The sequence below is a fragment of the Roseomonas sp. CECT 9278 genome, assembly GCF_918698155.1.
Classification (GTDB): domain Bacteria; phylum Pseudomonadota; class Alphaproteobacteria; order Acetobacterales; family Acetobacteraceae; genus Neoroseomonas.
Window position 1 is genome coordinate 1 of record NZ_CAKKLX010000025.1, and the last position, 20,751, is coordinate 20,751.

At 73.3% G+C, this 20,751-nt stretch carries 23 protein-coding genes; 17 read left to right on the forward strand and 6 right to left on the reverse strand.

Going from position 1 to position 20,751, the window contains the following annotated elements:
• Positions 1–221 precede the first annotated feature (221 nt).
• The gene (locus LQ222_RS16180) at positions 222–1,193 is read right to left on the reverse strand and encodes a LysR family transcriptional regulator (protein WP_230167865.1); all 972 of its coding nucleotides are present in this window, start codon (positions 1,191–1,193) and stop codon (positions 222–224) included.
• A 110-nt stretch (positions 1,194–1,303) separates the two neighbouring features.
• Here LQ222_RS16180 and LQ222_RS16185 point away from each other — a divergent pair, with 110 nt between their 5' ends.
• Positions 1,304–1,738: a DoxX family protein gene (locus tag LQ222_RS16185; RefSeq protein ID WP_230167866.1), complete on the forward strand. Its 435-nt coding sequence runs from the start codon at positions 1,304–1,306 to the stop codon at positions 1,736–1,738.
• A gap of 357 nt (positions 1,739–2,095) precedes the next feature.
• Here LQ222_RS16185 and LQ222_RS16190 read toward each other — a convergent pair whose 3' ends face one another.
• Entirely contained in the window at positions 2,096–2,485 is a 390-nt protein-coding gene (locus LQ222_RS16190; RefSeq protein ID WP_230167867.1) for an MAPEG family protein, read from the reverse strand.
• A 150-nt stretch (positions 2,486–2,635) separates the two neighbouring features.
• Between LQ222_RS16190 and hemW the strand changes: the two genes are divergently transcribed.
• Entirely contained in the window at positions 2,636–3,799 is a 1,164-nt protein-coding gene (gene hemW, locus LQ222_RS16195; protein WP_230167868.1) for a radical SAM family heme chaperone HemW, read from the forward strand.
• Between the two features lie 170 nt (positions 3,800–3,969).
• Here the strand turns inward: hemW and LQ222_RS16200 are convergent, their stop codons facing one another.
• Positions 3,970–4,668 carry a hypothetical protein gene (locus tag LQ222_RS16200; RefSeq protein WP_230167869.1) on the reverse strand — a complete coding sequence of 233 codons (699 nt, stop codon included), beginning with the start codon at positions 4,666–4,668 and terminating at the stop codon, positions 3,970–3,972.
• A gap of 185 nt (positions 4,669–4,853) precedes the next feature.
• Between LQ222_RS16200 and LQ222_RS16205 the strand changes: the two genes are divergently transcribed.
• The 3 genes from LQ222_RS16205 (at position 4,854) to LQ222_RS16215 (ending at position 7,664) form a co-directional block, all read left to right on the forward strand.
• Positions 4,854–5,705 carry a SirB1 family protein gene (locus LQ222_RS16205; protein ID WP_230167870.1) on the forward strand — a complete coding sequence of 284 codons (852 nt, stop codon included), beginning with the start codon at positions 4,854–4,856 and terminating at the stop codon, positions 5,703–5,705.
• 379 nt (positions 5,706–6,084) lie between these two features.
• Positions 6,085–6,939 carry a (Fe-S)-binding protein gene (locus tag LQ222_RS16210; protein WP_230167871.1) on the forward strand — a complete coding sequence of 285 codons (855 nt, stop codon included), beginning with the start codon at positions 6,085–6,087 and terminating at the stop codon, positions 6,937–6,939.
• Entirely contained in the window at positions 6,936–7,664 is a 729-nt protein-coding gene (locus tag LQ222_RS16215; RefSeq protein WP_230167872.1) for a 2OG-Fe dioxygenase family protein, read from the forward strand. The genes LQ222_RS16210 and LQ222_RS16215 overlap by 4 nt, the downstream gene beginning before the upstream one ends.
• Before the next feature lie 213 nt (positions 7,665–7,877).
• Here LQ222_RS16215 and LQ222_RS16220 read toward each other — a convergent pair whose 3' ends face one another.
• The gene (locus tag LQ222_RS16220) at positions 7,878–8,387 is read right to left on the reverse strand and encodes a fasciclin domain-containing protein (RefSeq protein WP_230167873.1); all 510 of its coding nucleotides are present in this window, start codon (positions 8,385–8,387) and stop codon (positions 7,878–7,880) included.
• A gap of 223 nt (positions 8,388–8,610) precedes the next feature.
• Here LQ222_RS16220 and LQ222_RS16225 point away from each other — a divergent pair, with 223 nt between their 5' ends.
• Genes LQ222_RS16225 through LQ222_RS16250 form a run of 6 tightly spaced genes read left to right on the forward strand, consistent with a single transcriptional unit; the run spans position 8,611 to position 13,491 of the window.
• Positions 8,611–10,035, forward strand: a complete 1,425-nt coding sequence (locus LQ222_RS16225; RefSeq protein WP_230167874.1) for a LutB/LldF family L-lactate oxidation iron-sulfur protein — start codon at positions 8,611–8,613, stop codon at positions 10,033–10,035.
• Between the two features lie 4 nt (positions 10,036–10,039).
• Positions 10,040–10,897, forward strand: a complete 858-nt coding sequence (locus LQ222_RS16230; RefSeq protein WP_230167875.1) for a lactate utilization protein — start codon at positions 10,040–10,042, stop codon at positions 10,895–10,897.
• The gene (locus LQ222_RS16235) at positions 10,894–11,424 is read left to right on the forward strand and encodes a Smr/MutS family protein (protein WP_230167876.1); all 531 of its coding nucleotides are present in this window, start codon (positions 10,894–10,896) and stop codon (positions 11,422–11,424) included. Before LQ222_RS16230 ends, LQ222_RS16235 begins: the two co-directional genes overlap by 4 nt.
• Positions 11,421–11,789 carry a helix-turn-helix domain-containing protein gene (locus LQ222_RS16240; protein WP_230167877.1) on the forward strand — a complete coding sequence of 123 codons (369 nt, stop codon included), beginning with the start codon at positions 11,421–11,423 and terminating at the stop codon, positions 11,787–11,789. Before LQ222_RS16235 ends, LQ222_RS16240 begins: the two co-directional genes overlap by 4 nt.
• Complete coding sequence (locus LQ222_RS16245) at positions 11,789–12,922, forward strand: benzoate/H(+) symporter BenE family transporter (RefSeq protein ID WP_230167878.1); 1,134 nt, start codon at positions 11,789–11,791, stop codon at positions 12,920–12,922. Before LQ222_RS16240 ends, LQ222_RS16245 begins: the two co-directional genes overlap by 1 nt.
• Positions 12,919–13,491: a DUF2585 family protein gene (locus LQ222_RS16250; RefSeq protein WP_230167879.1), complete on the forward strand. Its 573-nt coding sequence runs from the start codon at positions 12,919–12,921 to the stop codon at positions 13,489–13,491. Before LQ222_RS16245 ends, LQ222_RS16250 begins: the two co-directional genes overlap by 4 nt.
• Positions 13,492–13,689: 198 nt before the next feature.
• Here LQ222_RS16250 and LQ222_RS16255 read toward each other — a convergent pair whose 3' ends face one another.
• Positions 13,690–14,172 (reverse strand): GcrA family cell cycle regulator, encoded by a 483-nt coding sequence (locus LQ222_RS16255; RefSeq protein ID WP_230167880.1) that lies wholly within the window; start codon positions 14,170–14,172, stop codon positions 13,690–13,692.
• Positions 14,173–14,357: 185 nt separating this feature from the next.
• On the opposite strand from LQ222_RS16255, the gene LQ222_RS16260 reads away from it, so the two are divergent.
• From LQ222_RS16260 to LQ222_RS16285, 6 genes are all read left to right on the forward strand, one after another.
• Entirely contained in the window at positions 14,358–14,843 is a 486-nt protein-coding gene (locus tag LQ222_RS16260) for a helix-turn-helix domain-containing protein (protein WP_230167881.1), read from the forward strand.
• A complete protein-coding gene (locus LQ222_RS16265; RefSeq protein ID WP_230167882.1) occupies positions 14,836–16,185 on the forward strand; it encodes an MATE family efflux transporter in 1,350 nt (449 codons plus the stop codon). Before LQ222_RS16260 ends, LQ222_RS16265 begins: the two co-directional genes overlap by 8 nt.
• Before the next feature lie 65 nt (positions 16,186–16,250).
• A complete protein-coding gene (locus tag LQ222_RS16270) occupies positions 16,251–17,873 on the forward strand; it encodes a mechanosensitive ion channel family protein (protein WP_230167883.1) in 1,623 nt (540 codons plus the stop codon).
• Positions 17,874–18,071: 198 nt separating this feature from the next.
• Positions 18,072–18,560: a YcgN family cysteine cluster protein gene (locus tag LQ222_RS16275; RefSeq protein ID WP_230167884.1), complete on the forward strand. Its 489-nt coding sequence runs from the start codon at positions 18,072–18,074 to the stop codon at positions 18,558–18,560.
• A complete protein-coding gene (locus LQ222_RS16280) occupies positions 18,557–19,498 on the forward strand; it encodes a dihydrodipicolinate synthase family protein (RefSeq protein ID WP_230167885.1) in 942 nt (313 codons plus the stop codon). The genes LQ222_RS16275 and LQ222_RS16280 overlap by 4 nt, the downstream gene beginning before the upstream one ends.
• The gene (locus tag LQ222_RS16285; RefSeq protein ID WP_230167886.1) at positions 19,495–19,869 is read left to right on the forward strand and encodes a cupin domain-containing protein; all 375 of its coding nucleotides are present in this window, start codon (positions 19,495–19,497) and stop codon (positions 19,867–19,869) included. Before LQ222_RS16280 ends, LQ222_RS16285 begins: the two co-directional genes overlap by 4 nt.
• Here LQ222_RS16285 and LQ222_RS16290 read toward each other — a convergent pair.
• On the reverse strand, positions 19,850–20,734 hold the full coding sequence (locus LQ222_RS16290; protein ID WP_230167887.1) for a DMT family transporter: 885 nt from the start codon (positions 20,732–20,734) through the stop codon (positions 19,850–19,852). The two genes, LQ222_RS16285 and LQ222_RS16290, sit on opposite strands and share 20 nt — an antisense overlap.
• Positions 20,735–20,751 lie beyond the last annotated feature (17 nt).

Genomic DNA, 20,751 nt, shown 5'->3' on the forward strand with positions numbered 1-20,751 from the left:
AAGTCGCCCTCATCGCCTGCCTGCGCCGCCTGCTCACCATCCTCAACGCGATCATCAAGGCGCAACGTCCATGGCAAAACGCTTGACCCGCAAGACGGTCGCTCTGGACACCAATACCTGATCGGGGGATTCGGGGAGGGGCATCGACGGCACCGCCATCGCGACAGGCACGCCATGCCCCTCCCCAAATCCCCCGATTGAAGTTGCGGGATCCAAGGGCCTTAAGCCCTTGGCGGAGGGGGTTCGGGGGAGGCAGCGCCTCCCCCGTCCACGCCCTCCATGGCCGGCACTTCCCGCGCCACCGCCAGCATCAGCCGGCGCAGCCAGGCGTGGCCGGCGTCGCTTTCGAAGCGGCGGTGGAAGATCAGCGACAGGCGGGTGTGGCGCATCTCGATGGGCGATTCGCGCAGGGCCAGGCCGTGGGCCTCGGCCAGCCGTTGCGCCAGGCGGCCTGACAGCGTCATCACCATGTCGGTGCGCGCCAGGATCTCGGGCACTGCGGACAGGTGGGCGACCACCGCCCCCAGCCGGCGCCGCTTGCCGCGGCTGGCGAGTGCGACGTCCAGCGCGCCGTCGCGCGATCCGTTGGGTGAATGCAGCAGGTGCGGGTAGCCGATCAGCCGGTCCTCGGTCAGCACGCCGGTGGCCAGCGGATGGCCCGGCCGCATCAGCGTCAGGAAGCCTTCCGGCAGCAGCCGGATGCGCGTGTAGATCGCCGGCGGTTCGGGCAGCACGCCGATCGCCAGCGCGGCCTCCCCGCGGTCCAGCAGCGCCTGCCAGTTGGTGCGGTCGGCGTGGCTGATCGCGAGCAGGCAGCCCGGCGCCTCGCGCGCCATGCGTTCCAGCAGGCGGGGGGCCAGCACCGCCTCGGCATATTCGCTGCACGCCACGGTGAAGACGCGGTCGCTCGTGGCCGGGTCGAAGGGGGCGTTGACGGCCAGCGTCTCGCGCAGCCGGTCGAGCACCTCGGCGACCGGACCGGCGAGGGCGAGCGCGAGTGCGGTGGGTTCGACCCCGCCGGGGCGGCGCAGGAACAATTCGTCGTCGAGCGCCGCGCGCAGCCGGGCCAGCGCGTTGGAGACCGCCGGCTGCGACAGGTTCAGCCGCTGCGCGGCGCGCGTGACGTGCCGCTCGCGCGCCACCGCGTCGAACACCCGCAGCAGGTTGAGGTCGAGGGTCGAGAGATCAGCCATTCCTGCCGGTGATGATGGACGTTCCGAAGCGGCGTTGGAAGCAGCGGGGCCGCCGGAGGCATTGTCCGCGCCATCGCCGCCCCACCGGGGCGCACACAAGGACCACGACGATGACCGACGTGAAGACCACCACCCCCTATGCCGCCCTGCTGCTGCGCGTCAGCATGGGGCTGCTGTTCCTGGCCCATGGCGGGCTGCTGAAGCTCGGCACCTTCGGGCTGGCGGGCACGATGGGGTTCTTCGGTTCGCTGGGCTATCCGCCGATCTTCGGCGCGATCGTCACCTTCGCCGAGATCGGCGCGGGCCTCGCGCTGATCGCCGGCGTGGGCGTGCGGACCGTGAGCCTGCTGTCGATCCCGATCCTGGTCGGCGCCACGATCCAGCACCTGCCCAATGGCTGGATGTTCGGCAACCCGCGCGGCGGCTGGGAATTCCCTGCCTTCTGGACGGCGGCGCTGCTGGTGCAGGCGGGGCTGGGCGCCGGGGCGCATGCGCTGGAGCTGGGCCGCCTGGCACGTCGCCAGGCCGGCACCGCCAGCGCGTAGCGAAGCAGCGGCGGGGGAAGCAATTCCCTCGTCTCCCGTGGCGGTGCGGTGCAACGCCACGGGATCGTGCCCGATCGCAGCGGCTCGCTGCATCGCGTCCGGGCCTGCTGCCTGGGCGCAACTTCATCCGCGTGATGGATGCGGTTCGAAGGGGTGGGGCTCTCGGTCGCGACCCCCGCAAGGCCTCGGCCGGTGCGGCGCCGCGGGCGGGCAAGGCGGCGGATCGCCCGCCATGGAACGCTGTCGCCCTGACGCGCACAGGCGCGCCGACGCCGGGCCGGCGGCCCGTTCAGGAGTCGTTCGAGACTGCGCCGCCCGGCGCGTCCCGGAGCCCGGCGCCGGCCGCTCCCCTGCCCGTCACAGCCCGATCGCGGCGCCCAGCGCCAGCACGGCGGCCAGGGCCAGCGCGAACAGCGTCAGCACCATCCCCGCCGCGCGCAACGGCACGATGTCCGGCTCGCGCGACATCCCCACCGCGTGCAGCACGCGCCCGGCCAGCATCGCCGCGCCGGTGGCGTGCAGCGCCCAGCCCGGCGCCCCGCAAAGCTCCGCGGCCAGCAGCGCCGCCAGGAAGATCGGCACGTATTCGGCGAAGTTCGCATGGACGCGCGCCGCGCGTTCCAGCGCGCGATCGCCGCCGGTCCCGAGCACGATCCGCGTGCTGAAGCGCGCGCGCAGCACGCGCAGGGTCAGCACCAGGAACACAGCCAGAAGAAGGGCGGCATGGAGCGCGGCGATCCGGGGCATCGGCTTTCCTGTTCGAAGGACATCCAGGCTATGCGGCGGCGCCGGCAGGAACGGAAGGCCCGATCGCATCCCGACGCGATGCGCGCCGCGCCGCCCGCATGCGCCCCCGCCCGCCCCGTGCCATTCGACAGGACCGCGCGGGCGGACCATATGCCGCCGGTGACCGAGCCCCTCGCCCTGTATATCCACTGGCCCTTCTGCGCGGCGAAATGCCCCTATTGCGACTTCAATTCCCATGTGCGCGACAGCGTGGACGAGGCCCGCTTCCGTGACGCGCTGCGGCGCGAACTGGCGCATGAGGCCGCGCGGGTCGGCCGCCGTCCGCTCGCGAGCATCTTCTTCGGCGGCGGCACGCCATCGCTGATGTCGCCCGACACGGTGGCGGCGCTGATCGCCGATGCGCGGGCGCTGTTCGATGCCGCGCCGGAAATCGAGGTCACGCTGGAAGCCAACCCCACCAGCGTCGAGATCGGGCGCCTGGCCGCCTTTCGCGACGCCGGGGTGAACCGCGCCAGCCTGGGTGTGCAGTCGCTGGAGGGGGAGGCGCTGCGCTTCCTCGGCCGCAAGCACGATGCGCGCGAGGCGATCGCCGCGCTGGAGGCCGCGCGTGCGATCTTCCCGCGCCTGTCCTTCGACCTGATCTACGCCCGCCCCGGCCAGGCCGAGGCCGCCTGGCGGGCCGAGCTGCGCCGTGCGCTGGCGCTGGCGGCGGATCATCTCTCGCTCTACCAGCTGACCATCGAGCCCGGCACGCAATTCGCCACGCTGCATGCGCGCGGCGATTTCGCGCTGCCCGAGGGCGACGACGCCGCCCGCCTGTACCATGCCACCGCCGAGGAAGCCGCGCGCTTCGGCCTGCTGCCCTACGAGGTCAGCAACTACGCCAGGCCCGGCGCGGAAAGCCGGCACAACCTGGCCTATTGGCGGTATGGCGACTACCTCGGCATCGGCGCCGGGGCGCATCAGCGGCTGCTGCTGGACGGCCGCATGGTGGCCACGCGCCGGCACCGCGCGCCGGAGGAATGGGCCCGGCGCGTCGAACAGCACGGCCATGCGGCGACCGAGGAGGAGGTACTGCCCCCGCAGGACCGTGCGCGGGAGGCGCTGCTGATGGGCCTGCGCCTGGCCGAGGGCGTGGACCCCGCGCGGATCGCCGCCCGGTCCGGCCTGGCTTTCGCCGCCGCGGTGGATCCCGCGATGCTCGCCGCGCTGCTGGACGAGGACTACCTGGCCTGGACCCCCGAGGGCCGCCTGCGCGCCACGCCCGAGGGCATCGTGCGGCTCGACGCCCTGCTGCCGGTCCTGCTGCGGTAGGGCGTCTTGCGCCAAGCGCCCCGGGCGTGCATGCGCGGGAGGTGCCCTCCCCGGTCCTCGGTTCGCGAGCGCCGGCCACGCGCGCCTTGGCTCGCGTTGCCGTCTCTAGGCCAGTGCTTTTGCGAGCATCCTTACCCGACCAGGTGGACTCCACCGGATCGGGATCGGCTCTACCGGCGGCGCCGGGCGGGCGCCTCCGGCGCGGCCTCGGCGGCCGGCGCCGCGACGATGGCCGCCGCCTTCTGCCGGTCGAGCGCCGCCAGGTCCGCCGCGAGGTAGCCTTGCAGCACCTGCGGCGTGTCGATGGTGGCGTTCGACGCCCGCTGCGCGCGCGCGATGCTGGGCGCCGCCGCGGCGCGGATGGCACTGGCGCGGTCGGTGAACCAGGCGTCGCGCGCCTCGGCCGACGGGAAGGACTGCGGCGGCAGCATCACCGTGGTGTCGTTGTAGCGGCGCGTGCTGCCGCTGCGCACCACCGCGGCATTCTGGATGGCGCCGGTGCCGACCGGCTGCGGATGGTGGATCCCTTCCGCGAAGTCGCGCACGGGGCGGAGCGCGAGGGTGGTCTCCAGGTGACCCGGCGCGCTGCACGCGGCCTCGATGATGGCGGTGCCGCGGGCCAGCGGCACCTGGGCAGGCGTGGTGACCTCCCCGATGCGGCTGCCATCGGCGGTATTGGTGAGGATGCACCGCGCGCCGGCCGGCTGGGAATTGAGCGTGATGCGGCCGGGGTAGGCGGCCGGACGGGCCTCCCCGCCCAGCGCCGAGCTGTCGGACAGGGCGCTGCCGCAGCCCGCCAGCGCCAGCAGGCCGAGCAAGGCGCCGGCGGCAGGGACGGTCCTGCGCAGGCCGTGGATGGGGTGACGCATGGCGTTTCTCCGACTGGGCGCGTGGCGTGGCGTGAGATCGTGCGCGGCGCTTCGAATTGATTAATAAATCGTGAAACTCTCGAAAACAAGATTTCTTTCGATTCACGAGACGCGCGGTCCGGCTGTCGCGCGCCATGGCAACCGACCGCCTTGATGTCGCCGCTCGGCGCCGCAACACTGTCGCCATGCCGTCCGCCACAGGGGCCGAGGCCCGCGCCGCCCTCGAGGCCGCCGGCCAATTGCCCGACGCCGAGATCGACCTGGCCGCCACCGCGCTGCAATTCGCCCGGGTGGATGCGCCCGACGCCGACTGGCGCGACGCCGCCGCGACGCTGACCGCGATCGCCCGCGCCGCGGTCGGCGCCGCCGCAGCCGACCACGCCGCCGATGCCGGCGACCCGCAGGCGCGGCGCGAACGCCTGCTGGCCGTGCTGCACGGCGAATTCGGCCTGGCCGGCGACACCCAGACCTATGACGACCCGGCGAATGCCAACCTGATCCGCGTGCTGGAACGCCGGCGCGGATTGCCGGTGGCGCTGGGCATCCTGTGGCTGCACGCCGCGGAGGCCGCCGGCTGGGCGGCGCATGGCGTCGATTTCCCGGGGCATTTCCTGCTGGCGGTGGAAGGCACGCGCGGCCAGGCGCTGGTCGATGTCTTCGCCGGCGGCACCGCGCTGGAAGCGCCCGCCCTGCGCAGCCTGCTGAAGCGGGTCGAGGGCGAGGCGGCCGAGCTGCGCCCCGGGCTGCTGCGGCCCATGGGCAAGCGCGACGTGCTGCTACGCCTGCAGAACAACATCAAGCTGCGGCGCCTGCGGGCCGGCGCGCTGGAAGGCGCGCTGGCCTGCACCGAGGACATGCTGCGCCTGGCGCCCGATGCCGCGGCGCTGTGGCGCGAGGCAGGGCTGATGAACCAGCGCCTGGACCGGATCGGCGCCGCGTTGGGCTGTCTCGACCGCTTCCTGGTGCTGGTGCCGGAGGGCGAGGCCGCGCTGCGCATCCGCAGCCTGGTCGAGGAACTGCGGCAGAGATTGAATTGATCCCTCAGGCGGCGGGCGGGCCGCGTCCGCGGCCCTTGCCTTCGCGCCGCGGACTGGCAGGCCCGGCGCGGCGGGCGGGTTGGGCGCGGTCGCGCAGTCGCGCTCCCGGATCGCGCTGCGCACGATCCGAAGTGTTTGCATGACCCTCAGGCGGCGGGCGGGCCGCGTCCGCGGCCCTTGCCTTCGCGCCGCGGACTGGCGGGCCCGGCGCGGCGGGCGGGTTGGGCGCGGTCGCGCCGTGCGCTCCCGGATCGTGCGTCGCACGATCCGTGTTAGCGGGGCCGCCGGCCCGGTGCTTCGGACGCGGAATGGCAGGGCGGCGCGCGGCGCGGGACAGCGGGGCTGTGCGGGCAGCGGGGACGATGCCTATTCTGCGCGCATGTCCACGCCCAAGCCGCGCGTCGCGCTGTTCGTCACCTGCCTGGTCGACCTCTATCGACCCAGCGTGGGTTTCGCGGCGATCCGCCTGCTGGAACAGGCCGGCTGCGTGGTCGAGGTGCCGCCGGTCCAGACCTGCTGCGGCCAGCCCGCCTTCAATGCCGGGGACCGCGCGACGGCACGCGACCTCGCGCGCGGAATCATCGATGCCTTCGCCGGCTACGACCATGTCGTCGCACCGTCCGGGTCCTGCGCGGGCATGCTGGCCCATCACCTCCCGACCCTGTTCGAGGACGATCCGCAAGCCCGCGCGAAGGCCCAGGAGCTGGCGGGCCGCACGCACGAGCTGGTGTCCTTCCTGCGCGACGTGCGGGGCGTCGCGACGGTCGATGCGCGCTTCGACGGCACCGTCACCTACCACGATTCCTGCGCCGGCCTGCGCGAGATGGGCGTGAAGGCGCAGCCGCGCGCGCTGCTGGCCGGCGTGCAGGGCCTGACTCTGGCGGAGATGGCCGATCCCGAGATCTGCTGCGGCTTCGGCGGCACCTTCTGCGTGAAGTATCCGGACATCTCGACCCGCATGGTGACGGACAAGTGCCGCGACATCGCGGCGACCGGCGCCGGCACGCTGCTGGCCGGCGACATGGGCTGCCTGCTGAACATGGCCGGCCGCCTGACGCGCGAGGGCAGCGCGGTGCAGGTGCGCCACATCGCCGAGGTGCTGGCCGGCATGACGCAGGAGGTCGCGCCGATAGGCGCGCGGGACGTGGCACCGCCGATAGGCGCGCGGGACGTGGCACCGCCGATCGGCGCGCGGGATGCCACGCCGCCGTCCCAGGGGGGCCGGACGCCATGACGCTGCCCGCGGGACCGCTGGCCGATGTTGCCGGGCGCGGCTTCGCCCGTGTCACGGGCGCGCAGATGGTGGGCCTGATGGGGCCGGGCGGCCAGGCGGATGCGCTGGCGCCGTTCTTTGCCTCCTGGAACCGGCTGGAGACCGACGCCTTCATGCGCGACGGCGGGCGGTATCGGCGCCGGCGCATCGCGAACTTCACCGCCGAGCCGGGCGTGCCGGGCCATCTGCGCGGCGCGCACCGTCCGCATTTCCAGGCAGTGGTGCACAATACGCTGAATGGCGGCGTGGATCGCTGGTTCGCACCGATGGAGGATGCGGTGGCGAGTTGTGCGCCGCTGGTGGCGATGCTCGACCTTGGCCGCGCGTTGGCGGATTCGCTGCACGGCGCGCAGCCCTGGTTCGTCGAGGCGCACCAGTTCCGCATCGAGGCCGCCGCCGGCGCCCCCGGCTTTCCGACGCCCGAAGGCGTGCATCATGACGGCGTGGATGTGGTGCTGATCACGATGATCGCGCGCACCAACCTCAGCGGCGGCGAGACGGTGATCGAGGATGATGACGGCCGTCGCCTGGCGCAGTTCGTCCTGCGCGACCCGCTGGACACCGCGCTGCTGGACGACCCGCGCGTGCGCCACGGCGTGACGCCCGTGGCGCCGGTGGACGATGCGCTGCCGTCCTGCCGCGACGTGCTGGTACTGACCTGGAAGCGCGGCGGCGCGCCGGGCTGATCGGCCCGCCCGCCGCCCGAGGGTCATCACAAAGACTCGGATCGCGCTCCGCGCGATCCGGGAGCGCACAGCGCGACCGCGCCCAACCCATCAGCCGCGCCGGGACCGCCAGCACCCGGCGCGCAGGCAAGGGCCGCGGACGCGGCCCGCCCACCGCCTGAGGGATCAACAAAAGCGCAGCCCGATCCCGGCGAAACCGGGATCGGGGCGCGATCAGGCCGGGATCAGCACGCCCTGCACGACGTGGATCACGCCGTTGCTGCACAGGATGTTCGGCCGCACGATCGAGGCCGAGGCGCCCGACGGCGCCGCATTCGCCCGCGCCGCCTGGATGCGCGGTTCGGCCGGCGTGCCGCCGACGATGCGCAGGTCGATGCCGCTGAGCATCCGCACGCGGCCGCCGCGCGCCTGGATGTCCGGCAGGCGCAGGCGCCCGCCGGCGATCAGGTTGCGCAGCGATGCCGCGCCGCCGTTGCGGAATTCCGCCGGGGCCGCGCCCCAGGCCAGGTTGGTCGGTGCGAAGACGGTGAAGGTCTCGGCACCACTCAGCATGTCGGCCAGGCCGGCGGACCGCAGTGCCGAGCGGAAATCCGACACGTCGGACAGGATGCCCAGCACGCTCATGACCGGGAAGCGGCCGTCGGCGGTCACCTGCTCCGTCGCGCAGCCGGCCAGGGCCAGGGCTCCGCCGCCGGCGGCGAATAGGGAACGACGCGTGATCACCGGCGCTTCTCCTTGCAAGGGCGCCAACCAAGGGGCGCGAATCGGTCTGCCCACGGGGGCCGCGGCCTTTTCGCGCTCCGGGCGGCAGAGGGCAAGCCCCGCGGCGGCCGGGGCATGCGCCCGCGCCGCCTGGGCGCGGGGATCGGCCACGGCGGGCGGGCGGCCGCCCTGTCAGGGCCGGGCTTTCGCGCTACATTGCGCCCGTCCCGCAGGAATTGCCGCCGTGGTCCAGGTCACCTCCCCCGCCTTCAAGCAGAATGCCGCCCGCGCGCTGGCCGATGCCGGCCTGCAGAAGGCGCTCGGCAAGGCCAAGGGCGCCTTCCTGCAGCGCCGGGCCGAGGCTGTCGCCCGCCTGCCGGAGTTCGAGGCGCTGCGCGACATCGGCCGCGACATCAAGAACCACACGCTCGCGAACCTGGATTTCTACCTCGAGACCTACGCCGCGAATGTGGAACGCGCCGGCGGCACGGTGCATTGGTGCTCGACGGCCGATGAGGCGCGCGCGGCGGTGCTGGGCATCTGCCAGCGCGCCGGCGCGCGCACCGTCACCAAGGGCAAGTCGATGATCAGCGAGGAGATCGCCGTCAACGACCACCTGGAGAAGCACGGCATCGAGCCGGTCGAGACCGACCTCGGCGAATACATCATCCAGCTGCGGCGCGAGCACCCGTCCCACATCATCGCGCCCGCCTTCCACCTGAACCGCGAGGATTGGGAAGCCGATTTCCGGCGCATGCACACCGACCTCGACCCCAATCGCGTGTTCAACGAACGCCGCGACATCCTGGCCGAGGCGCGCACCAAGCTGCGCTCGCGCTTCCTCGCCGCCGATGTCGGCATCACCGGCGCGAATTTCCTGATCGCGGAAACCGGTTCCTCGGTGATCGTCACGAACGAGGGCAATGGCGACCTGACGCAGACCCTGCCGCGCGTGCACATCGCGCTGGCCAGCATCGAGAAGGTGGTGCCGACGCTGGAGGATGCGACCTCGCTGCTGCGCCTGCTGGCGCGCTCCGCGACGGGCCAGGATTTCTCGGTCTACACCACCTTCAGCACCGGCGCGCGCCGGCCCGGCGACCTGGATGGGCCGGAGGAATACCACGTCGTGCTGATCGACAATGGCCGGTCCAACATGATCGGCTCCGAGTTCCAGGACATGCTGCGCTGCATCCGCTGCGCCGCCTGCATGAACCACTGCCCGGTCTATGGCGCGACCGGCGGGCATGCCTATGGCTGGGTCTATCCGGGGCCGATGGGCAGCGTGCTGACGCCCTCGCTGGTGGGCATCGACAAGGCGGCGCTGCTGCCCAACGCCTCCACCTTCTGCGGCAAGTGCGAAAGCGTGTGCCCCGTGAAGATCCCGCTGCCCAATCTGATGCGGCATTGGCGGGAACGCGAATTCGAACGCCACCTGACGCCGGCGACGGTGCGGCGCAACCTCGGCCTCTGGGCCTGGTTCGCCAAGCGGCCGCAGGCGTATCGGATCGCGACGCGCCTGGCGGTCGGCGCGCTGAAGCTGCTCGGCGGCCGCAAGGGTTCGTTCCGCTCGCTGCCGCTGGCCGGCGGCTGGACCGAAGGGCGCGACCTGCCGGTGCCCGAGGGCGGCACCTTCATGGCGCGCTACGCGCAGCAGCAACGGAAGCGGTGAGGCCATGAGCAAGGACGCCATCCTCGGCGCCATCCGCCGCGGGCTGAAGCGCGGCCCGCTGCCGGCCGACCAGCGCGCCATGCTGGACGGGCGGCTCGCGACGCACCCGCGCCACCTGATCCCGGCGCGGTCGCGCGTGCCGCGGCCCGAGCAGATCGCGCTGTTCATCCGCAACGTCGAGAAGGAATTCGGCACCGTCGCGCGCGTGGCCGATGCCGCCGAGATCCCCGGCGCCATCGCCGACTACCTGGCCGCGCAGAACCTCGCGCCGCGCTTCGTGCTCGCACCACACCCGGAGCTCGCGGCGCTGCCTTGGGCCGACAAGCCGCTGCTGGAATTCGAAGCGCGCCGCGCGGAGGCGACCGACGCCGTCTCGGTCCAGCACGGCTACGCCGCCATCGCCGAGACCGGCACGCTGATGCTGCCCTCCGACGCCACGCGCCCGACCACGCTGAACCTGCTGGCCGAGACCGAGGTCGTCGTGCTGCGCACCAGCCGCATCATGGGCGCCTACGAGGAAGCCTGGGACACGCTGCGGCGCGAAGGCACCGATGCCACCACCGGCGGCATCGGGACCCCATCGACAACGCGAAACGTTGCCGATGGGCGCCCGTTCATGCCGCGCAACGTCATGCTGGTGACCGGCCCGTCGCGCAGCGCGGACATCGAACAGACGCTGGAGCTCGGCGCGCATGGTCCGCGCCGGCTGCATATCGTGCTGCTGGATGACGACGCCGCCGACCCGCCGGCCCAGGCCCCCGCCGCCGCGCCGGCGCAGGCCGCCCCCGCCGCCGCGACGAAGGCCCCGACACCGAAGCGCGGCAAGGCCCGGACCGGCTCCACGGCGCCGCCGGAGGCATGACCCGCCGCCGCCTGCGTGGCCTGACCGAGGCCGACCGCGCCCTGTGGCGCGCCTATGCCGCCGAGGTCGCGCCGCTGCCTGGCCGCGAGCTCCCGCCCGCCCCGCCGGCCCCGCCCGCGCCGGTCGCGATCGCCACCGCGCCGCTGGCGTCCGCCCCCGCGCCCGCGCCGCGCTGGTCGCCGCCCGACATCGCGGTGAACACGCCGCCCTCGGGCCTCGATGACCGCCGCTGGCGCGACCTGCGGCGCGGGCGCATCCGCCCCGAGCGCAGCATCGACCTGCATGGCCGCCGCGCGCAGGAGGCCCATGGCGCGGTGCGCGCCTTCCTGGCCGATGCCTTTGCCGACGGCCTGCGCTGCGTGGCCGTCATCACCGGGCGTGGCTCCTCGGAGGAAGGCGGCGTGCTGCGGCGCGAATTGCCGCATTGGCTGAACGCGCCGGACCTGCGGCGCATCCTGCTGGGCGCGGCGCATCCGCACAGCGCCAATACCGGCGCGGTCCACCTGCTGCTGCGCCGGCGGCGATGACGCCCTTCGGCGCGCGGCTGCGCGAACTCCGCACCCAGCGCGGCGTCACGCTGAAGGACCTGGCGGCGGCGTTGCAGGTCTCGGCGGCGTATCTGTCGGCGCTGGAACACGGCCGGCGCGGCAAGCCCTCGGCCGGGCTGGTGCACCAGGTGAACGAGTATTTCGGCCTGATCTGGGACGATGCGGAGGATCTCAACCGCCTCGCCCGGCATTCGCATCCGCGCGCGGTGCTGGACACCTCGGGCCTCGCGCCGGAGGTGACGGACCTCGCCAATCGCCTGGCGCGCGACATCCGGCAGATCACGCCCGAGGCCGCCGCGCGGATCGGCGCGGTGCTCGACACGCTGCCCAAGGGAAGGCGCTGATGCAGGCGGTCTCGGCGGGGTTGCTGGCGGGGTTCGTCGGCTTCGCATCCTCCTTCGCGGTGGTGCTGCAGGGGCTGGTGGCGGTGGGGGCCAATCCGGCGCAGGCGGCATCGGGGCTGATGGCGCTGTCGGTGGCGATGGGGCTGGCGGGCATCCTGCTGTCGGCGCGCCTCAGGCTGCCCATCAGCGTGGCCTGGTCCACGCCCGGCGCGGCGCTGCTGGCCGGCACCGCGATGCCGGCGGGCGGCTTCGCCGAGGCGGTCGGCGCCTTCCTGATCTGTGGCGTGTTGCTGACGGCGGCGGGGCTGTGGAAGCCGCTGGGGCGCGCGGTGGCGGCGATACCGGCGCCGCTGGCGAATGCGATGCTGGCGGGGCTGTTGTTCACGCTGTGCCTGGCGCCGGTGCGCGCGGTGGCGGAACAGCCGGTGGCGGGGCTGGCGATCGTGCTGGCCTGGGCGGTGGTGGCGCGCATCAACCGGCTGCTGGCGGTGCCGGCGGCGGTGGCGGTGGCGATCGGCGTGATCGCCGCGAGCGCGCCGCTGCCCACGGGCGGCTGGCAGCCGCAGCTGGAGCTGGTGGTGCCGAGCTTCTCGCTCGCCGCGGTCACCGGCATGGCGCTGCCGTTGTTCATCGTGACCATGGCGTCGCAGAACATCCCGGGGCTCGCGGTGCTGTCGGTCAATGGATATCGGCCCGATCCGGGGCCGCTGTTCGCCACGACGGGCGTCTTCAGCGTGGTCGCCGCGCCGTTCGGGGCGCTGGCGGTGAACCTGGCGGCGATCACCGCGGCGTTGTGCGCGGGCGAGGGCGCGGGGCCGGACCCGGCGCGGCGCTGGGTGGCGGCCGTGGTGGCCGGCGCGACATACATCGTGTTCGGCTTGTTGGCGGGGGTGGTGACGGCCTTCGTGGCGGCGGCGCCGCCGGTGCTGATCCAGGCGGTGGCGGGGCTGGCGTTGCTGGGCCCGCTGGGCGGGGCGATGCTGGGCGCGGTGCAGGCGCCGCAGGCGCGCGAGGCGGCGCTGGTGTGCTTCGTGGTCACCGCATCCGGCCTGTCCTTCATGGGGATCGGCGGCGCGTTCTGGGGGCTGCTGGCCGGGGGGGCGATGATGATTCTGGCGCGGTGGCGGGCATGACGGCGCGATGGGTGCCCTGGGCCGCGATGGCGGCGATCCTGGCCGGCGTGGCGCTGATCCAGTTTGCCATCGGGCGGTTGTGGATGTGTGCCTGCGGGTATGTCTCGCTGTGGCATGGCGATGTGTGGTCGTCAGGCAATTCGCAGCACCTGACCGACTGGTACACGCTGTCGCACCTGGCGCATGGCTTCATCTTCTACGCCGCGCTGCGCTGGGTCGCGCCGGGATGGAGCGTGGCGTGGCGCGCCGTGGTGGCGCTGCTGCTGGAAGGTGCGTGGGAGGTGGTGGAGAACACCTCCCTCATCATCGACCGGTATCGCGAGGTGACGGCGTCGCTCGACTACCACGGCGACAGCATCGTCAATTCCTTCGGTGACGGGGTGGCGATGCTGGTGGGCTTCTTCCTGGCGGCGCGGCTGCCGGTGGTGGCGTCGGTGCTGATCGTGATCGGGATGGAGGCGCTGGCCGCCTGGGTCATCCGCGACAACCTGCTGCTGAACGTGATGATGCTGGTGTGGCCGATCGAGGCGGTGCGGGAGTGGCAGATGCAGGGCGTGCCGAGCCGCTGACGGCGCCGCATGACGCGGCTTCTCGCCCGCGGAGCGGGCGCCCGGCGCCTGAGGGCAAAAAACGGATCGTGCGCCCGCACGATCCGGGAGTGCACGGCGCGACCGCGCCCAACCCGTCAGCAGCCGCCAGCGCACCAGTGCATGGCGCGCAGGCAAGCGGCCCGGATGGGCCGCGCCCGCCGCTTGAGCGTCAAAAAATCAGGCCGCGTCCTCGCGCCGATCCCTCGGCTTCACATACGCCAGCGCGGCGTGCTCGGCGCAGTACGGCTTGCCGGCCATCGGGTCGCCGCCGCAGAAGCGGAATCCCTGGGTGCCCGGTTCGCCGATCGGCCAGCAGCAGGCGCGCGCGCCGATGCGCGGGCGGGCCGTGGGGAAGGACCGCACGACCTGCGGGGCGCTCGACTGCTGCGGCGGCGCGGCCGGTGGCGCCTGGCGCAGCACCGGGGGTTGCACCAGGCGCTGCATCGGCACATGGACCGGGCGCGGCGCGCGCGGCACCGGCGCCGGGCGCGGCAGGGCGTCGCGGCGGATCGGGCTTGGGCGCGCGGGCAGGCTCAGGCGATGCGCCTTGCCGACCACCGCGTTCTTCGAGATGCCCATGCGCCGGCCGATCTCGGCCGTCGAATGGCCTTCGGCCCACAGCGCCTTCAGGCGCTCGATCGCCTCGGTCGTCCAATCCATAGCGCGGTCCCCCGATGTCCCCCGACACAACATACGGTAGGCCAACCAGGCATCGGCACACAAGTTCTGCGATGCACGTCAGGTGCAGATTTATGTGGACAAGCCTGTGGACGGCGCGTCGCAAGAGCTCGCTTGCATAATGCAAGCATTTGGCGCCTGATGATGGTCCACTGCGCAGGACCGCCATGCCCCGCATCGACTTCGCCCGCATGCGCTGCCCCGTCGCCCGCGCCATGGCGATCCTGGGCGAGCGCTGGACCATCCTGCTGCTGCGCGAGGCCTTCGCCGGCACCACCCGCTTCGATGCCTTCGAACGCAACCTCGGCATCGCGCCCAACATCCTGTCGGCCAGGCTCGGCGCGCTGGTGCGCCATGGGCTGATGGAGCGCGTGCCCGATGGCGGTCGCCACGCCTATCGGCTGACCGAGCGCGGGCGCGACGCCTTCCCGCTGTATCTCGCGATCCGCGACTGGGGCGCGCGGCACCTGTCGGGGCCGGAGGGTCCGTCCACCATCATGATCGACCGCGCCACCGGCGCACCGGTGCTCGCACCGGAACCGCGCCGGCCGGACGGCACCCCGATCGCGCCCGAGGATGTCCGCATCCTGCCCGGCCCCGGCGCCAACGAGGCCACGCGCCGCCGCTTCGGGACCGAGGTGCCGCATGGCTGACGGGACCGTGCTGGCCGCGCCGGCGCCCTCGCGCGTGCGGCGCATCCTGGCGCTGGCGGCGCCGACCACGCTGCTGGCGGGCACCCAGGTCGTGGCCCTGCTGATCGAACCCTGGCTGGCGGCGCGGCAGGGCACGCCGGCGCTGGCCGGCTGGGCGGTGGTGCTGCCTTTCGCGCTGCTGCTGGGCCAGATGTCGGCAGGGGCGATGGGCGGCGGCGTGGTCTCCGCCATCGCCCGCGCGCTGGGTGCCGACAAGCGCGAGGAAGCGGCCGCGCTGGCCACCCATGCGCTGGTCATCGCCTGCGCGGGGGCGGCGCTGTTCATCGTCCCGCTGGCGATCTTCCCGCGCACGCTGCTCGGGCTCATTGGCGGTCCGGAGGCGGCGGCCGCGGGGGCTGCCTATTCCGCCTGGCTGTTCGGCGCCGGCGCGCTGCCGGCCTGGCTGACCAATACGCTGGCGTCGATCCTGCGCGGCGGCGGGCGGCATGCGCTGGCGGCGCGCGGGGTGATCGGCGCCTGGCTGGCGTTTCCGCCGCTGGCCTGGGTGCTGATGGAACCGATCGGCATGGGGCTGGCCGGGGCGGGGCTGGCCTTCGCGCTGACCATGACGGGCGCGGCGGCGGTGATGGCCGCGGCGGTGATGGCGGGCGGCGCGGGCTTCACGCCGAACCTGCGCGCCCCGCTGCAAGGCGCGCTGTTCCACCGCATCCTGTCGGTCGGGCTGGTCGCCTGCGCGATGGCGACCATCGCGAACCTGGCGACCATCCTGGTCACCGCGCGCATTGCCCATCACGGCGCGGCGGCGGTGGCGGGCTATGGCATCTCGGCGCGGATCGAGTTCCTGATGATCCCGCTGGCCTTTGGCGTGGGTTCGGCGCTGACCGCGCTGGTCGGGCGGTCGGTCGGCGCGGGGGATTGGGCGGAGGCGCGGCGCATCGCCTGGACCGGCGGGGCGCTGGCGCTGGGGGTGACCAGCGCCATCGCCATCCCGGTCGGGATCTTTCCCGCCGCCACCGCGGCCGCCTTCACCAGCGACCCCGCGGTGCGCGCCATCGCGACGCAGGCGCTGTCCATCATCGCCTGGGCGATGCCCGGCTTCGGCATCGGCATGGCGCTGTATTTCGCGGCGATGGGCGCGGGCCGCATGAGCTGGCCGGTGGCGGCGGGGCTGTCGCGCATCGCGCTCGCGGTCGGCGGCGGCTGGCTGCTGGGGGATGCGATGGGCTTCGGGCTGACCGGGCAGTTCGTCGCGGTGGCGCTCGGCATCACCACCTATGGCGCGGTCTGCGCCGCGGCGGTGCGGCCGGGGGTCTGGCCGGGCGCGCCGGCGGCGCCGCGCTGATCGCGGCATGGACGGCGCCCTCGGCCTGCGGCTACAGGCGGGGGACCCGGTACAGGTTCGCGTCCATGCGGTTCCGCCTTGGCTGCCTGCTGCTCATGCTGGTCTGCGCCGCCTGGCCGGCGGCCGCGCAGCTGCGCCTGCTGCCCGCGCTCGATACGTCGAGCCCCTATGCGACCATGCAGTCCTTCCATGCCGAGACGCATCGCCTGGCCGGGCTGTTCGCCGCCTATCGCGCGGATCCGAACCACGCGACCGGCCTGATGCTGCGCGACGCGGTGCATCGCGCCTCGGACCAGCTGCTCGACCTCGGCGACGTGCCGGTCGCGGTGCATCGCAAGGTCGGTGCGCGCGCGCTGGCGGAGCTGGCCGACATCCTGCTGCGCCTGCCCGAGATCGCGCCCGGGGACATGCCCGGCGCGCCGGACCGGGCCGGGCCGCTGCCCGCGCGCTGGACGCTGCCCGGCACCGAGATCCGCATCGATCGGATCGGCGGCGCCGATGCGCCGCCTGAGTATCGCGTCTCGCGCGCCAGCATCGCGCGGCTGGGCGAATTCCACGCCCAGGTGATGGACCAGCGGCCGCTGCGCCCCGCCAGCATGACGAATTGGCGCGAGGCGCAGATCCAGATGGCCGGGCCGATCTTCGCGCCTGATCTGATCGCCCGGCTGCCGGCGCCGCTGCGGCGCACGCTGCTCGAGACGCCGGTGTGGAAGGTCGTCGCCTCGGCGATCATCATGCTGGTGTCGCTGCTGGTGCCGCTGGCCTGGGGCGGGTACGTGCGGCGCTGGGCGCGCCAGGCGGCCCCGCTGCGCCGTGTGCTGCGCTGGCTGACCGTGCCGCTGGTCCTGGCGCTGTCGGTCGGGTTCGCGCATGTCCTCATTGACGGCGAGGTCAACCTGAGCGGCCCGCTGTCGGACCTCGAGACGCTGAGCGCCATCCTGCTGCTGCATGGCGCCGGCGCCTGGGCGGCGATCCTGGCCTGCCGCCTGGTGGCGGAGGCGATCATCGCATCGCCCCGCGTGCCGGACGACAACTACGACGCGCACCTGCTGCGGCTGCTGGCGCGCATCGTCGGGCTGATCGCCGCCGCCACCGTGCTGGCCTATGGCGCCAACGAGATCGGCATCCCGGCGCTGGGCCTGGTGGCGGGGCTGGGCGTGGGCGGCATCGCGGTGGCGCTGGCGTCGCAGTCCACGGTCGAGAACCTGTTCGGCGGCGTGTCCATCTTCGCGGACCGGCCGTTCCGGGTGGGCGACGCCATCCGCTTCCAGGCGGCCAATGGCCGGGTCGAATCGATCGGCCCGCGATCGACGCGCATCCGCGGGTCGGACGGCACGCTGACCACGGTACCGAATGCCGACATCGCCAAGGCGCATGTGACCAATCTGTCGGTGCGCAGCCGCTTTGTCTTCGACCATCGCGTGGCGCTGCCGCCGGCTGCGGACGATGCCGAGGTGTCGCGCATGCTGGCGGCGCTGCGCGCCCTGCTGGCGGACCACCCGATGGTCGGCCGCGAGCCGGGCCTGCCGCGCGTGCGCCTGGTGGCGCTGACGCCGACGGCGATCGAGATCCAGGTCTTCGCCCATGTCCTGGCCCCCGACCAGGACAGCTTCCTGGAGGTGCAGGAGGCGCTGCTGCTGCGCATCCTGGCACAGCTGCGCGCCCCGGCGGCGACCGCGGCGGTTTGAGAAGCCGCTTGAACATGGCGGCACCGGCCCGCATGCCCGCCCGGCCGATCGGTCCCCCGCAGGGCGCAGGCGGGCGGCGTTGCGGGCCGCGGCCGGCGGTCTGAAACGGTGCCCGGGAAGCCCCGGGGCGGGCGGCGTCGCGCACGCGTCCCCGCGCCGCGCCTTTCGCCCGGCCCGGGCCCGGCGCTATATGGCCGCGTGACCACCGACCCGCCCTTCTGGCGCGCCAAGACGCTCGACGCGATGACGCGCGCCGAATGGGAGAGCCTGTGCGACGGCTGCGGCCGCTGCTGCCTGCACAAGCTGCGCGACGAGGACACCGACCGGCTCGCCTTCACCAATGTCGCGTGCCGGCTGCTCGATGGCGATACCTGTCGCTGCAAGGACTACGCGAACCGCAAGCGCCGCGTGCCGGATTGCGTGAAGCTGACCCCCGCGCGCATCGCCGGCATCGACTGGCTGCCGCCGACCTGCGCGTACCGCCTGGTGCGCGACGGGCAGGACCTGCCCTGGTGGCACCCGCTGGTCTCCGGTCGCGCCGAGACGGTGCACGAGGCCGGGGTTTCGGTGCGCGGGCGCGTGGTGGCGGAACGCGCGGCGGGCGATTTCCAGGACCATGTCGTGACCTGGCCCGGCCGCTGGCCGGCACGGGCACGCACACCACCCAAGGCGAGGACAGCAGGATGAAGAACGCGATCTATGGCGGCGTGAATGCCGCGGTGCTGAGCGCGATGGGGCCGGACCTGGCGCCGGACCTCGACCGCATGTCGGCGCATGCGCGCTGGCTGCTGGCAAATGGGTGCAACGGCCTGGGCGTGCTGGGCACCACCGGGGAGGCGAATTCCTTCGGCCTGCACGAGCGCAAGCAGATCCTGGAAGGGCTGATCTCCCGCGGCATTCCCGCGGCGAAGATGATGCCCGGGACGGGCTGCGCCTCGTTGACCGATTCCGTGGAGCTGACGAAGCACGCGCGCGATGCCGGCTGCCCCGGCGTGCTGATGCTGCCGCCCTTCTACTACAAGGCGCCGACGGATGACGGGCTGTTCGCCTGGTTCAGCGAGGTGGTGCAGCGCGTGGGCGGCGGTGTCGCGATCTACCTGTATCACTTCCCGCAGCAATCGGCGGTGCCGTTCAGCCTGGATCTGATCGGCCGCCTGCTGAAGGCGTATCCGGGCGTGATCAAGGGCGTGAAGGATTCGTCGGGCGACTACGCGAACATGGCCGCGATGGTGCGCGAATTCGCGAAGGATGGGTTCGAGGTCTATTCGGGCAGCGACGAATTCCTGCAGCAGATCCTGGCGGAAGGCGGCGCGGGCTGCATCACCGCGGCGTCCAACGCGAACAGCCATTGGGGCGGGATCGTCTACGCCAAGCGCACGGGTGCGGAGGCCGATGCCGCGCAGGCGGTGCTGACCGCGACGCGCCGTGCGGCGACCTCGGTGCCGCTGATCCCGGGGCTGCGCGAGGTGATCGCGCGCAGCACCGGCGATGCCGGCTGGCGCGCGATCCGCCCGCCGCATCTGCCGCTGAGCGCGGAGCAGGGCGAGAAGGTGTGGGCGGCGTGGACCGCGGCGGGCGCAATCCCGCTGCCGGGCATGACCGCTGCGAAGGCCGCTGCGGAATGACGGCGTCCGACGACCGGAGCGCCGAAGGGCGCGGAGGTCTGAATCGGCCGCCGCAGGCGAGCGAGCCCCTGCGCTGCCGCGAACCCGCCATCGCCACCGTGCAGGTGGATGACGACCATGTCCGCGTGACCCGGTGGGATTTCCCGCCGGGTAGCGAGACCGGCTGGCATCGCCACGGCATGGCCTATGTCGTGGTGCCGGTGAATGACGGCGAGATGCTGCTGGAACTGCCCGGCGGGCAGACGGCGTCAGCGTCGATCAAGGCCGGCGTGGCGTATGCGCGCGCGGCGGGCATCGAGCACAACGTGGTCAATGCAGGGGACACGGCGTTCGCCTTCGTGGAGACGGAGCTCAAGCACCTGATCGGGTGATGCGCCTGCCCGGCAGCGTCACCAGCGCCAGCCCCGCAAACACCAGCGCCGCCGCCGGGATGGTCAGCCAGCCCGGCCTTTCCCCGAACAGCGCCCAGCCCCAGGCGAGCCCGGTCAGCGTCACCACATAGCCGGTCTGCGACGTGATGACGCCGCCATGCGCGCCGAGCGAGCGGAAGTAGATGATGAAGGCCAGCGCCGTCACCGCGCCCTGCAACGCGCTGACCGCCAGCCCGTCGGTGGGCGGCAGGTGCACCTGCCCCACCAGCGCGGCGAACACCGCGACCTGCACCGTGCCCGCCACCAGCGTGCCGGTGGCCAGCGCCAGCGGCGGCGTCCCGCGGGGCGCGAGCCGCACCGCCAGCAGATTCGACGCCGCGTAGCAGACCGGTGTCAGCGCCGCGAGCAGCGCCCAGGGCAGCACGCGCGGATCGGGCAGCGCGGCACCCGGGCTCATGGCCAGCAGCACGCCCGCCAGGCCGAGCGCGGTGCCCGCGACGCGCCGCCGCGTCATGGGTTCCAGCCCGAGCAGCGCCGCGCCCAGCACCGTCAGCATCGGCGACAGCGGCACCAGCAGCGAGAAGAACCCCGCCGGCACATGTTGCAGGGCGGTGAAGCCGACCAGGTTGGCCAGCGCCAGGCCGAACAGCCCCGACACCGCATAGTGCCGCAGATGCGCCGGCGTCGTCGGCACCACGATGCCGCGCAGCCGGCACGCCGCCAGCAGGACCAGCGCGCTGCCGGCGCCCGCGCAGGTCGCGATCAGCAGCGGCGGCCAGCCGATCGCGCCCAGCTGCTTCACGAAGGCCGGCGTGGCGCCCCAGATCGAACCCAGCAGCAGCAGCGGCGGCAGCGCAGGATGCATCGCGCCACACGTCATCG